Source organism: Qipengyuania huizhouensis (assembly GCF_019711635.1).
Classification (GTDB): Bacteria; Pseudomonadota; Alphaproteobacteria; order Sphingomonadales; family Sphingomonadaceae; genus Qipengyuania; species Qipengyuania huizhouensis.
Genome location: NZ_JAIGNT010000003.1, coordinates 43,982 through 57,379, shown reverse-complemented (window position 1 = coordinate 57,379; position 13,398 = coordinate 43,982). Strand labels below are relative to the sequence as shown.

Sequence of the window (13,398 nt, the reverse complement as noted above, 5' to 3'; positions counted from 1 at the left end):
CGGACCCGAACATGCGTTCAATGTTGATTGCGCTCGGCGCGGCCTTCGTAGCGGTTGGCTTCCATGCTGCGATTGCGCAGCAGGAGGCGCCCGATCGGTCGCAGGATCTTGCATGGATGAGCGCGCAGCAAGCCTATGTCTCTGGTCTCAGGGCCGAAGACGGCTGGCGTTACATGGATGGCGGACTACGCTGGCGCTATCTTGAATATGCCGGGGAGGCAGAGCGTCCGACGGTCTCTGACACGGTGACCGTGCATTATGCGGGCACCTTCATCAATGGCGAGACCTTCGATTCAAGTTTCGACCGCGGGGAGCCCGCGACCTTCCCGCTGGGCCGACTGATAAAGGCATGGCAAATGGCGATACCGCAAATGGGCGTGGGCGATACGATCGAGATCGCCGCGCCTGCCGACCTTGCCTATGGCCCGAAGGGCAAGGGGCCGATTCCGGGAGGTGCAACTCTGCTTTTCAAAGTGAAGCTTCTGGCTATCGATCCGTCAGAGTAGAGCTTGCCTGAAAGCTGGGGCGTGATAGCCTGAACCGATGGGAGGGCTTTCATGGAACCGCTTACCTCGCTTCTTGCTGCCTCGATCGCTTTCGTCGGTACGCATTTCGCCCTGTCGCATCCGTTTCGCGCGCCGCTGGTAAAGGCCCTCGGGCCTGCGGGGTTCAGCCTGCTCTACAGCGTGGTTGCGGCGGCCTGCATGGTCTGGATGTATTTCGCCTTCGTCGCCGCTCCTGCCGGAGGGCTGGGCGGTACGGGCGAGACAGGCTGGGCCATTTCCACCGTGCTGACGCTGCCCGCACTGGTGCTCTTTCTGGGCTCGCTGAGAGGCAATCCCGCGCTCCCGGCTCCTGGCGCGGAGAAGCTGGCGCAGCGCGATCCCTCTGGCGTATTCGCCGTGACCCGCCACCCGATGATGTGGGGGTTCGCGCTCTGGGCTATATCGCACATAGTGCTCTGGTGGAGCTGGCGCACCAATATCGTCGCTCTTGCCATACTCGTGCTGGCGCTGGTCGGCGCGCACATGCAGGACCGCAAGAAGAAAGCCCTGATGGGCGCGGCATGGGAAGGCTGGGAGGCAAAGACCGGTTACTGGCCAAGGTGGTCCAAACTGCCGGGCGCGGGCCCGGTCTTATGGCTCGCGGCGATTGCCGTCTGGCTAGGTATAACATGGTGGCACATTGCTGCAGGAGGCATTCCAGCCGGGATCTGGCGCTGGATAGGCTAGGTCAGTTGCCCGTGAAGCTGGGCGCGCGCTTTTCGAGGAGAGCGTCGACGCCTTCCATATGATCCTGCGTCGAGTGCATCAGCGCCTGCGCATTGGCCGCCATCTCCAGTGCGGCATCATAACTCACCGAACGTCCTTGCCGCATGAGGTTTTTGGCTTGCCTGAGTGCATGCGGCGGCATCGCCGCGACCCTGGCGGCCAGCGCGCGTGCTTCGTCCATCAAAGCGCCTTGCCCGACCACTCGGCTGACCAGTCCCCAGTCGAGCGCCGTTCGGGCATCGATCACCTCTCCGGTGTAGAAAAGCTCTGCCGCGCGCGCTTCGCCGATGATGCGCGGCAGTATCCAGGTGCCGCCATCACCCGGGATGATACCGAGCTTGAGGAAAGTCACCCCGAACTTCGCCTTCTCTCCTGCGATCCGCATGTCGGCAAGGCAGGCAAGGTCGCACCCCAGCCCGATCGCCGGTCCGTTGACTGCTGCAATCAGAGGTACCCGCAGCGAATAGAGCGCACGCAGGATCTTGTGGATGTTGTTGCGATAGCCATCGGCGACCTCCGGCGCGGTGCCGCCGAAAGCGCCGGATTTCTCTTTCATCGCCTTGATGTCCCCTCCAGCGCTGAAGGCACGTCCGGCGCCGGTCAGGATCACGCAACGTACATCCATGTCCGCATTGATCGCATCGCTGGCTGAAGCAAAGGCATCGCCATCGCCCGCGGCGCCGAGCGGGTTCATCGTGTCCGGCCGGTTGAGCGTAAGGGTGGTAATGTGAGCGGCAGTTTCGATTGTGAGCAGGTTCATTCGCTCTCATCCTTTTCAATACGCTGCGCCAGAAATTCCAATACAGCCTCTTCGGCTGTCTCGTGCCATGCAAGGTCATGGCCGACACCAGGAAAGATGCGCAACTCCGCTCGGGGATTGGCCTCGGCCAGCATTAAAGCATGTCGATGCGGGATCAAACTGTCGGCATCACCATGCAATAGCAGTGTCGGCGCATTGATCGTGCGCAGTTTCTGGACGTTCTCGTAACGGTCCCGAAGGAGTAACCCGGTTGGCAGCCAGCGTAATTTCTCGGCGGCTAGCCCGGTCAGGCTGGCAAAGGGGGAAATCAGGACCAGCGCTGCGGGCTCTGTCTCGCTCGCCATTTGTACGGCCACGCCAGAACCGATCGAATTGCCAATGATGACCAGATCGTTTGCACTCACGTCGCGCTCCGCGAGAAACGCTATGGCCGCTCTACCGTCGCGGTACAGCCCCTCTTCGCTCGGTGTGCCGAGGTTGCCGCGGTAGCCCCTGTATTCGGCGGCCAGAACGCCGTAGCCTTCAGGAACGAGCCGGTCCGTTGCCACGACGCTGGAAACCCAGTCGGCGCCATTGCCGTGGAAATAGACGATGGTCGGATAGCCGGATTTTGCGGCACGATATCCGGCGCGCAGGTCGAGCCCATCGCTGGTTCGATAGACGATTTCCTCGAAACCGCCGGCCGCGGGACCGATGGTTCGCGGTGCAGGATAGATGATCGGACCCTGTGCGGCATACAGGAAACCGACCAGCGCGAGGTAGATTGCCAGAATGCTCGCTAGCACAATCGCCATGGCACGTGCGAGCCGTTCCTGATTCAGGCGCGCGCCTCTTCGACGCCTGCCGAATTGTGTCGCAATGCGCCGAGCACGGTATCAACAATATGCGGCGCGTTTAGCCCAGCCTCGTCATACTGCTTTGCCGGATCGTCTTGGTCCTGGAAGATATCGGGCAGGCGCATGGTGCGGATCTTGAGTCCGGTGTCGGTCAGTCCCTCGTCCGAAGCGAAGGTCAGCACGTGTGCGCCGAGACCGCCGATGGCGCCTTCTTCGATCGTCACCACGACTTCGTGGCTGCGCATAAGCTTCTCGATCAGATCGGTATCGAGCGGCTTGGCGAAGCGCATGTCGGCGACGGTAGTCGAAAGCCCTTTGGCTTCGAGCTGGTCGGCAGCCTTCTTGGCTTCTTCCAGACGTGCGCCGAGCGACAGGATCGCGACCTTGGTGCCTTCGCGTACGATGCGACCCTTGCCGATCTCGAGCTTTTCCAGCTTCTCCGGTATTTCCACGCCGGTGCCGCTGCCGCGCGGATAGCGGAAGGCGATGGGCCCGTCGTCATGCTCGGCCGCCGTGTAGGTCATGTGCGCCAGTTCCGCCTCGTCGGCGGCGGCCATAACCACGAAATTGGGCAGTGTGGCGAGATAGGTTATGTCGAAGCTGCCTGCGTGGGTGCAGCCGTCCGCGCCGACCAGTCCGGCGCGGTCGATGGCAAAACGCACGGGCAGGTTCTGGATCGCCACATCGTGCACCACCTGGTCGTAGGCGCGCTGGAGGAAGGTCGAATAGATGGCCGCAAAGGGGCGCATGCCCTCGGCAGCAAGTCCTGCGGCGAAAGTCACGCCGTGCTGTTCGGCGATGCCGACATCGAAAGCCTTGTCCGGGTGTGCCTTGGCAAACTTGTCGACACCCGTACCGCTCGGCATGGCGGCGGTGATTGCGCAGATCCGCGGATCGTCGTTCGCCAGCTTCGCCAGCGTCTCTCCGAAAACGTTCTGGTAGGCGGGCGGGCCGCCTGAGGACTTCTTCTGCTCGCCGGTGACGACATCGAACTTGGCGACGCCGTGATATTTGTCGGCACTGTTTTCGGCCGGGGCGTACCCCTTGCCCTTCTTCGTCACGACATGGATCAGCACTGGACCCTGTTCGCTATCGCGCACATTTTCGAGCACCGGGATCAGGTGGTCGAGATTGTGCCCGTCGATCGGTCCGACGTAGTAAAAGCCCAATTCCTCGAACAGCGTGCCGCCAGTGACCATGCCGCGAGTATATTCCTCGGCTTTTTCCAGCCCCGACCACACGCGGCGGCTGAGCTTTCTGGCGATCTTCGAGGCCATACTTCTGAGGCCGAGGTATTCGCTGGAGGACACCATCCGCGCGAGATAGGCGGAAAGACCGCCCACGGGCGGGGCGATCGACATGTCATTGTCGTTGAGGATCACCACCAGCCGGTTGCCCGCCTGTTCGGCATTGTTCATCGCCTCATAGGCCATGCCGGCGCTCATCGCTCCATCGCCGATCACCGCGATCCCGCGGCCCGGACGTCCCTGCATCTTGTTGGCCATGGCAAAGCCGAGAGCGGCTGAAATCGAGGTCGAGCTATGTGCAGCACCGAAGGGATCATATTCGCTTTCGGCGCGCTTGGTGAAGCCGCTCAGGCCCCCGCCCTGTCGCAGGGTGCGGATACGGTCGCGCCGTCCGGTCAGGATCTTGTGCGGATAACACTGGTGGCCCACGTCCCAGACCAGCCTGTCTTCCGGGGTGTTGAACACATAGTGGATGGCTGTGGTCAACTCGACCACGCCGAGGCCGGAGCCGAGGTGCCCGCCCGTCGTCCCCACGGCGTCGATCATCTCGGCCCGCAATTCGTCGGAAAGCTGGCGTAGCTGGCTTTTATCGAGCTTGCGGAGATCGTCAGGCGTAACGACGGTGTCGAGCAATGGCGTATCGGGTCGGCTAGTCATACGAATGCCTTACACGCGGTTTTCCGAACTGTCGATGAACGCTTGGTCGCTGAAAAAGAACGCTCTGTCGCTGCCTCAGGCGGCACAATCGTCACACAGTCCGCGCAGTTCGACCACCGGCTTCACATCGGTGAAACCCGCTTCCTTGCCTGCAACCCGCAGGGCGCCGGTCACGCGGTCATCGTCGATATGCGTCGCCTTCCCGCAATCGTCGCAGATCAGGAAGATGCAATCGTGGCGGCATCCGGGATGCGTATTGACGAGATAGGCATTCGCGCTTTCGATCCGGTTGGCGAGATTGGTCCGCACGAAAAGGTCTAGAATGCGATAGACGCTGTTGGGGGCAACCCGCTTACCGCGCGCGGCGGACAGATTGTCGGCAATGTCATAGGCGCTGGCCGGCTTGTCGTGCCGAGCCAGCTCTTCGAACACGGATTGGCGCATACCCGTCCATTGTTCGCCTGCATCGGTGAGCGTGAGCCGGGCTGCGTCGATCAGATCGTCGCCCGAATGTTCCTTATGTGCGTGCGCGTGTCCTGCCATGGACGAGAGGTAGGCCCGCCTGCGTCCCCGCGCAAGTCAGTCGCGCTGGAACTCGGAGCGGTAGACGCCGGGATAGAGTCGCTTCAGCGCAGCCACCTTGGGAGCATCCCAGCGCTGAATATAGCTATGGCGCGGGTTTTTGGCGGCGAAGTCCTGATGGTAGGCCTCGGCCGGGTAGAATGCCTGCGCACGTTCGATACGCGTGACGATCGGTCTGTCCCACAGGCCCGCCTTCTTCAGCTGGGCGAGATAGGTCCTGGCGACTGCACTCTGCTCCGCAGACAGCGGAATCAGTGCACTGCGATAATGCGCGCCGCGATCCGGCCCCTGGCGGTTGAGCTGCGTCGGATCCGCGACGACGGAGAAGAAAATCCGTAGCAGCTGATCGTAGCGGATAACACGCGGATCATAGGTGACCTTTACCGCCTCTGCATGATCGGTCACGCCGGATGAAACGAGCTTGTAATCCGCCTGTCGTTCGGTTCCGCCGTGATAGCCGGACACCGCGCTGCGGACACCCTTCGTGTGGCTGAACACCGCTTCCACACCCCAGAAACAGCCGCCGGCGAAGATGGCAGTCTTCAGACCGGCTCCTTCCTTGGCAGTGCGAACGGCAGCGGGAGCCTCGACCACCTCTTCGGCGGCAAGGGCCGGCTGCTGGCAGGCGCTGGTCACTACGAGGGTAGCAGCCGCCACGAGAAGGGCGGCCGGGCGCATCAGATTATAGCGGCGACGGCGGAAACTATCTCCCCGCCATTGGAAAAGGCGACAATGATAGCACCGGCAAGAAAACCGATGCCGAAGTTGCGATAAAGGTCAGGGCTGAACAGGTTCATCTTACGGTCTTTCGTGGTCTTGTCCCACGTGGGTACGCACGCGCCGATTGCAACGTGCTGAATGGTCGGGTTGTGCAGCGTTCAGCCAATTGGCGGAACGAGCCGCCGTATTAGTGCCGAAAATGTCTCATTCCGGTAAACACCATGGCGAGGCCGTGCTCATCCGCTGCGGCAATAACTTCCTCGTCGCGGATCGAACCGCCGGGCTGGATGATCGCCGTAGCGCCCGCTTCGGCCGCGGCAAGCAGACCATCGGCAAAGGGAAAGAAGGCGTCCGATGCGACGGCACTACCGACGGTGCGGCTTTTGTCCCAGCCGTATTTCGCCGCAGCTTCCGCAGCCTTCATAGCGGCGATCCGGCTCGAATCGCGGCGGTTCATCTGGCCTGCGCCGATGCCTGCGGTTGCCCCGTCCTTGGCATAGACGATGGCGTTCGATTTCACATGCCGCGCCACGGTCCAGGCGAAAATGCAGTCCTTGAGTTCCTGCTCGGTGGGTTCGCGCTGGGTAACCACCTTGAGGTCGTCCTGCGAGATTGCGCCATTGTCACGCGTCTGGACCAGCAGACCACCCGTGATCGGCTTGACCATCAAGCCGCCGCGACGAGGGTCGGGCAGCTCGCCGGTAACCAGGAGGCGGAGGTTCTTCTTTTTCGCGAAAGCTTCGCGCGCCTCTTCGCTGACCGAGGGCGCGATGACCACTTCGGTAAAGATCTCGCAGATCGCCGCTGCCGTCTCGCCGTCGAGTTCGGCATTCACGGCCACAATGCCGCCAAAGGCCGAAACGCTGTCGCATGCCAGAGCCTCGTTCCAGGCTTCGATCAAAGAAGATGCCTGCGCCACACCGCAAGGGTTGGCATGCTTCACGATCACTACTGCGGGATCGCCGCCTGCGAATTCCGCACAGAGTTCCAGCGCGGCGTCGGCGTCGTTATAGTTGTTGTAGCTGAGTTCCTTGCCTTGCAGCTGTTCGGCTTGCGCGATGCCTTTCGCATGCGGTCCCACCGGCGTGTAGAGCGCCGCCTTCTGGTGCGGGTTTTCCCCATAGCGCAGCTCGGTCGGCTCCTTGCCGTTCACGGCGAGCATTCCGGGGAAGGTTTCGCCCTGGTCGGCGAAAGCGAACCACTGGCTGATCATCGAATCGTAAGCCGCAGTGGCAGCAAAGGCCTTGGCTGCGCATTTGCGGCGAAATTCGAACGAGGTAGCGCCCGCCGCTTCCAACTCGCCGACCAGCGTGCCGTAGTCCGCAGGGTCAGTGACGATGGTGACGAACTGATGGTTCTTCGCCGCGCTGCGCACCATGCTCGGCCCGCCGATATCGATATTCTCGATGATCTCGTCGCGCCCGGCGCCTTTTGCGACAGTGGCTTCGAAAGGATAGAGATTGACCACCACTAGGTCGATAGCACCGATCGCGTGCTCCGCCATCGCGGCTACGTGGCCGGGATTGTCGCGCACTGCCAGAAGACCGCCATGTACCATGGGGTGCAGCGTCTTGACGCGTCCGTCCATCATCTCGGGAAAACCGGTGAGGTCGGAGACGTCCTTCACCTCCAGGCCCGCGTCGCGCAGCGCCCTGGCAGTACCGCCGGTCGAGACCAGCTCGATACCCTTGGCTGCAAGCGCCTTGCCCAGATCTACCAAACCGCTCTTGTCGGACACCGAAAGCAGTGCCCGCTTGATCGCCACGTCAGTCACCGAAAAATTCACCCCATTCGTTTGAGCAGCCAGGGGAAGCGTTCCCCGCCGCGCGCGGCCATGCCTTCGACCACGATCTGCTGCACGCCGTGCGGACGGCCATGGCCATCGACCCACAGGCTGTCCTCCAGCGTGCAGTGCGCTTCGCCGCTAATGCCCCCGAGCCGAAATTGCCAGTAGCTTGCGTCGGGAAGCGCCAGATGCACGCCCATAGCGTCGTCGGTCAGTTTCGCCTCGATCCCGCGACCGAGATGGAACCGGATGGCGAAGGCGATCTTGCCGCGCTTGCCCTTGCGACCCGAAGGCTCGAGCACATCCTCGCCGCGCAGTTCACTGCCGTCGTCGGAGAGGATAAGGATGCGGCGATGGAGCAGGCCGTGCCGCGCGACATATCCGTTGTGCGAAGCCTCCAGCTTGACCGCCTTACGCCCGCTCTGTTCGATGGTCTCGCGAGTGAAGTCGACTTCTTCAACCCCCTTGCCGATCTGTCCGTGGAGGAGGACGGCAGTGGAATTGGCTTCGTCGAGTACCAGCGTCGAATGGGCCGAGGTTCCGCGCAGCCCCTGCTCGATTCGCGCCGGGACCAGCGCGCCCGCAAGTTCCGCGCCGCCGCAATTGACGACGATCCGCTGCGTCCGGTGAGAAAATTCGAATGCCAGCGTAGAAGCGCAGCCGTGGCGTGCGTGGCGCGGCTTCGGCGGTGGTGCAGCATCCATGACCAACAGTCCGTCGCGCGATCGCACCCGCTGATACCCCCAGTGGCGAGCATCCATCATGGGGCGTGCACGTACTCCACTCGCGGTGACGAGGGCATCGAGCGCAGATTCACTCATGGCGGAGCTACCCTGCCAACTGCCGAGGCCCTTGTCGCCCATGCGCAGGGACAGGAGCGCGGGGACGAGCAGGCTGAGAAGCGCAGCAAACGCAGCGGGCGGATCCTGCTTAACCGCCTCGTAGCAGGCCCGCAGGTCGACAAGCAGTGCGATGACCTGCGCCTGCGCCGAAGGGCTGCGGGAGAGTACACCGCCATCGTCGCTAACGAGTTCGCCGAGCGTCCGCAGGAGGCCCGCTTCTGCATGCAAACGGCGCGGCTTGCCATCGGGCAGCAGCAGTCCGGCCGCCACCAGACCCGTCCAGCCCGTCACCTGCGCGAGGCCATCATTCCCGTTCGGTACGTGCCGGTCGAGCCAGCGCGCCGTCACCTCGATAGCACCCAGAAGAGGAGTCTTGAGTTTCTCGCCCTCACCCGAAAGCAGGACCGGTGTATGGACCAGCCAGTTCAGCAGGCGCAAACCGGCAAGTTCTACATCCCATGCGGGCCCCTTTCCGGGCTCGGGATTCGCCTTCAGCCACTCGCGAAAGAGACGTCCCGAGGTATCGGCGCATTGTCCGCGCGGCGCACAGGAAGACAGGTCGCGCATCCAGGTGAAGCCATGCACAGCGCGGGCGACGGGTGGGGCCAGCTTGGAGGGCGAGGCGAAATCAAGCCTGGTTATGAGCGTCTTGTGCCCCGCAACCTGGAGATACCCGGCACGCAGAGCCATTCCCGAGGCACGATCGCCGGCAAGCGGAGTTTCGACCATCGCGAGGAACCGAGGGCGTGCAGGCTTGCGCAACGGGGCACAAAGGATCGAGCCGGGTACGCCCAGTCTATAGGCCCAGCGCATCGCCATTTCGACCGGTCCGGTATCAGGCAGCGCAAAATCGGCGGGCACGAGAGCCCGAGCAGGCTCGAGGGGTTCGGGATCGACTATTGGTTCTGATGGAGGAGCTGGGGTCTTCGCAACGGGCTGCGGTTCGGCAACGTGGCAGACCTCGACCTCCGGTTCGCGATCTTTCGCTTCTACATGGGGTTCGGGCTCGTCGAACAACGGCAAGGCCGCCTGCATTCTGCCCGGTGCATCTTCACGCGCGGCATTCAGAAGATCGACGTGCCCTTCGCTCATTTCCGGCCCTTCAGCGCGGCGATGTTCGAGGCATATTTTTCGGGTCCGCCGCGGAATGTGGCGGAGCCAGCCACGAGCACATCGGCCCCGGCATCGATGCAGAGCGGAGCAGTCTTCGGATCGACCCCGCCATCGACTTCGAGCCGAATGTCTTTGCCCGTCTTGTCGATCATTTTGCGGATCGCCTCGATCTTGCGCAGCTGCGAGTGGATGAAGCTTTGTCCGCCGAAGCCGGGATTGACGCTCATCACCAGAACGAGGTCGACTTCCTCGATAAGATAATCGAGCATCTTTGCCGGAGTACCCGGGTTGAGCACTACGCCCGCCTGTTTGCCGAGCCCTTTGATAGCCTGCAGCGTGCGGTGGATGTGCGGCCCCGCTTCGGGATGGACGGTGATGATATCCGCGCCGGCTTCGGCGAAAGCCTCCAGGTAAGGATCGACCGGCTGAATCATCAGATGGACGTCGAAGGGCTTGTCGGTATGTGGACGCAATGCTTTCACCACCGCAGGCCCGATGGTGATATTTGGCACGTAGTGTCCGTCCATTACATCGATATGGATCCAGTCGGCTCCGGCCTCGTCAATCGCACGCACTTCCTCACCCAACCGGGCAAAATCGGCTGAGAGGATGGAGGGCGAAATCAGTGGGGCAGTCATGATCGCGTTGTCCGGCTTCGGATTGAGTTAGCCTTGCAACATTCGAAATACCCTTCTCCCGTAAGTCTCCACAAGCTTGTCCCCCGGCTTATCCACGAACCACCGCTGCCGTTGGTCGCAGCTTGCCTCCTTTACTCGCCCTCTTTCGTCGCTGAACGGGAAATTCAGCCGCAATTCAGCGGAAATTTGGCAAACAGCTCGGTGTATCGAGGCGGGAATCCCGCCAACAAGATGCAGAGATTTCTCTGCACTCACTTTGAATTGACGGGGCTTTCCGTATGAAGAAACTGATTGCTGCCATTGCAGGTACCGGCACGTTTGCGCTTGCAGCTCTGACGCTGTCATCACCTGCCGAAGCGCAATACCGCGAAAAAATCACTAATGATCCGGGCCTGTGCGCGGCAGGTAAGGGCCCTGCTGTGTCGGTCGCCATTACGGGGATAAAGGAAAGCAAGGGTACGATCCGTATCCAGTCTTACCGTGCCACCAAGCAAGATTGGCTGGAGAAGGGCCGCTGGATTTATCGAATGGAAGCTCCTGCGAAGGCCGGCACCATGCGCTTCTGCATGCCGCTTCCCAAGGCTGGTCACTACGGTATTGCCGTTCGCCACGATGTCGACGGGGATGGCGAAACAGATATTTTCGGAGACGGTGGCGCCATGTCGAACGATCCCAGCATCAATCTCTTCAACCTCGGCAAGCCGAGCTACAAGAAGGTAGGCTTCGATGTCGGCAGTGGAGTGGAGAACATCTCGATCCGCATGCGCTACCGCTGATTTCTAGCCGGAGCGCCTGCGTTTGCGCCATAGTTCCCATGCCGCCCCCGGCATGGCGAGCAGGGGATGCTTTTCACGGAAAGGCGTAACTTCCAGCGCAATCCCGGTGTGTCGCTCCAGCTTCCAGGCACCGTAGCGCGCAGCACCTTCGAAGGTCGTCGTCGCTTTGGCCAGGCGAAGGATGTTAAGTGGCTTACCCAGCCGTTGGCGCGCCCGCCATGCTTTCATGATCTTGGCACGGCGTCTGTCCCCCATGCCCGGCTTGAGCGTGTCGTCAGGACCGCGTTTGATCGGCACGCCCTCGGCATCCCAGGCAAGCGGCAAAAGGCCGTCGAAGTGTTCAGCATTGACTGACAGTATCGAATCTTCGCGGCCGGGCTTTTCGACGCGGAATTCGGCACGATAGGTGGCTTGAAAAAGCGCTTGCCAGTAATCCTGCGCGCGCGCTCTTTCCGGGCCAAGCACCGCTGCGAACCGGGCTGCAGTTCGTGCCGCATGTCCGATGGCATCCTCCACGGCCGATCTCGAGGGTTCGTCCTTCGCCCAGACAAGAGCACTTGGCTGGACGAACCTGGTCCAGATTGTGGTGTCGCGGCTTCGACCAGTGGCCGCTTGCGCGAACTTATCAAGGCTCATCGTGGCGATCTTGGCGCGAAGAATGTCACCCTCGAAAGGCCGTTCGCAATAACTGACTCGCGGCCAGATCCGCTCGCGCTGCGGCCCGGGTAAGAGGACGTAGAAGTCCAGCACGCCCTCGAGAGAACCTGTCCGAAGGTTCGAACCATAGAACAGCACTGCGCTGGCCCCGGCTTCTTCGCCCAGCATGCGCGCGTAACCGGCCACTTCGCTACGCACCTCCTGCGCGAGCGTCCGGCGAACCCGATCCTGCAGGCTTTCGCTCACCCCGCGACGAAGGTCAGTTCGGGGCCCTGCTCGATAGTGTAGCTACCCGGCGCGAAATGCTCCCCGTCGAGGATGAAGGGCGCATCGAGTTCAATCGCAAAGCCAGTGGCGGACAAATGGTGCAGCCCTGCATCGCTCAACCAGCGAGGATGCCAGCCGGCGAGGATGGCTGGAACGGAGAAGAGAATGCGGCGGAGCGGACGGTCGAGCACGACCATCCTGATACCGGCCTGTCCCTTGCCGAACAGCTTGATATGGAGCGGCATGGTCTCCAGCGTCGATGCCAGCATGAGATGCCGACGTCGCGGATCGCCGTGGCGTGAATGTGACATCGCTTCGCCCGAAGGAAGATAGGCCAGTTCCATCTGTGTGCCACGACGCCAGCGGTTGGCGTCGCTGCCGAACAGCGCCTGTAACACGCCCCAGGCACTGGTCATGCCGACCGCAAGCGAATTGAAAAACCCGATCCGGTGCGCGTCCTGTCCCGCTTCGACACCGAGCGAGAATGCACCCGCTCCAAAGATGAAACCCAGCATGGCCGGATCATCGCTACCGATCTTACGGATGGCCAAAGGACGGCGCCTGACGGTACGGCCGCCATTATAGGCATCGATTGCTTGCGCCAGCGTCCAGTCCGAAGGCGATCCCAGATCGACATTCAGTGCATTGGTCTTGCCTTTGGGCAGTACAGCAATCTTCGGCCAACGCGAACCAAAGACCGGTTGGCCCATGGTCAGGACGTCGCGCACCGTGCCATCGCCGCCGCTGATGACGAGCAGATCTATCCCGTTTTCGGCGAACCGCGCCAGTTCATGCGCGATGTCGAGGCGGGTTTCCGGACATGCGACGGAGACGTTGCTGCGGTCTTCGCATTCTCGCCGTTCGGCAGTATTTTGGTGACTGCGACGATTGAGGATGACTCCGACCTGCACCGCATTGCCAACCCGATGACCGGGCTGCAACGAGATGGGCGCACTCCTGATACCCTCCGCAATGCGGGAAAGATGATCAAACTGATATATGGTGCGTTCCATGATCCCGTCGCCTTTGCCTGAGCGCAGAGGGCAAACCTAAATGTTTCTTCAAAGAGTCACACTTTGTCATGTCTATGTAACGTTTCCTGCAGCGATTACCAGCGCGGGGCTGCTACAATGTGTTGCACTGCAACAACATCTGCGCGCTGGAGGGCCGCCGACTAACCTTCGCTGAATGAGCCGAGTCGGATGGAAGTGCGTTCAACCCAAGTGAGCATTGCAAGGCTCATCGC

At 61.8% G+C, this 13,398-nt stretch carries 13 protein-coding genes; 3 read left to right on the top strand and 10 right to left on the bottom strand.

All coding sequences use genetic code 11. The annotated features are described in order from the left end of the window. Positions 1–11 precede the first annotated feature (11 nt). Positions 12–506, top strand: coding sequence for an FKBP-type peptidyl-prolyl cis-trans isomerase (locus K3180_RS04405; RefSeq protein WP_345719424.1), 495 nt, complete (start codon positions 12–14; stop codon positions 504–506). A 51-nt stretch (positions 507–557) separates the two neighbouring features. Beyond that, complete coding sequence (locus tag K3180_RS04400; protein WP_221538466.1) at positions 558–1,232, top strand: NnrU family protein; 675 nt, start codon at positions 558–560, stop codon at positions 1,230–1,232. Between the two features lies 1 nt (position 1,233). Here the strand turns inward: K3180_RS04400 and K3180_RS04395 are convergent, their stop codons facing one another. The 8 genes from K3180_RS04395 to rpe form a co-directional block, all read right to left on the bottom strand. Further along, positions 1,234–2,031 (bottom strand): crotonase/enoyl-CoA hydratase family protein, encoded by a 798-nt coding sequence (locus K3180_RS04395; protein WP_221538465.1) that lies wholly within the window; start codon positions 2,029–2,031, stop codon positions 1,234–1,236. After that, on the bottom strand, positions 2,028–2,825 hold the full coding sequence (locus tag K3180_RS04390; protein WP_221538464.1) for an alpha/beta hydrolase: 798 nt from the start codon (positions 2,823–2,825) through the stop codon (positions 2,028–2,030). Before K3180_RS04390 ends, K3180_RS04395 begins: the two co-directional genes overlap by 4 nt. A gap of 23 nt (positions 2,826–2,848) precedes the next feature. Further along, the gene (gene dxs / locus K3180_RS04385) at positions 2,849–4,771 is read right to left on the bottom strand and encodes a 1-deoxy-D-xylulose-5-phosphate synthase (RefSeq protein ID WP_221538463.1); all 1,923 of its coding nucleotides are present in this window, start codon (positions 4,769–4,771) and stop codon (positions 2,849–2,851) included. 75 nt (positions 4,772–4,846) lie between these two features. Next, on the bottom strand, positions 4,847–5,314 hold the full coding sequence (locus K3180_RS04380; RefSeq protein ID WP_221538462.1) for a Fur family transcriptional regulator: 468 nt from the start codon (positions 5,312–5,314) through the stop codon (positions 4,847–4,849). A gap of 36 nt (positions 5,315–5,350) precedes the next feature. Further along, a complete protein-coding gene (gene msrA, locus K3180_RS04375) occupies positions 5,351–6,031 on the bottom strand; it encodes a peptide-methionine (S)-S-oxide reductase MsrA (RefSeq protein WP_221538461.1) in 681 nt (226 codons plus the stop codon). Between the two features lie 229 nt (positions 6,032–6,260). Then, positions 6,261–7,847 (bottom strand): bifunctional phosphoribosylaminoimidazolecarboxamide formyltransferase/IMP cyclohydrolase, encoded by a 1,587-nt coding sequence (purH, locus tag K3180_RS04370; protein WP_221538460.1) that lies wholly within the window; start codon positions 7,845–7,847, stop codon positions 6,261–6,263. An 8-nt stretch (positions 7,848–7,855) separates the two neighbouring features. Then, positions 7,856–9,793, bottom strand: a complete 1,938-nt coding sequence (locus K3180_RS04365) for a heparinase II/III family protein (protein ID WP_221538459.1) — start codon at positions 9,791–9,793, stop codon at positions 7,856–7,858. Next, positions 9,790–10,452 carry a ribulose-phosphate 3-epimerase gene (gene rpe, locus K3180_RS04360; protein ID WP_221538458.1) on the bottom strand — a complete coding sequence of 221 codons (663 nt, stop codon included), beginning with the start codon at positions 10,450–10,452 and terminating at the stop codon, positions 9,790–9,792. Before rpe ends, K3180_RS04365 begins: the two co-directional genes overlap by 4 nt. 278 nt (positions 10,453–10,730) lie before the next feature. On the opposite strand from rpe, the gene K3180_RS04355 reads away from it, so the two are divergent. Further along, a complete protein-coding gene (locus K3180_RS04355) occupies positions 10,731–11,228 on the top strand; it encodes a DUF2141 domain-containing protein (RefSeq protein WP_221538457.1) in 498 nt (165 codons plus the stop codon). Between the two features lie 3 nt (positions 11,229–11,231). Here the strand turns inward: K3180_RS04355 and K3180_RS04350 are convergent, their stop codons facing one another. Then, a complete protein-coding gene (locus K3180_RS04350; RefSeq protein ID WP_221538456.1) occupies positions 11,232–12,131 on the bottom strand; it encodes a hypothetical protein in 900 nt (299 codons plus the stop codon). Then, positions 12,128–13,165, bottom strand: a complete 1,038-nt coding sequence (locus K3180_RS04345) for a diacylglycerol/lipid kinase family protein (protein ID WP_221538455.1) — start codon at positions 13,163–13,165, stop codon at positions 12,128–12,130. The genes K3180_RS04350 and K3180_RS04345 overlap by 4 nt, the downstream gene beginning before the upstream one ends. Between the last annotated feature and the right edge of the window lie 233 nt (positions 13,166–13,398).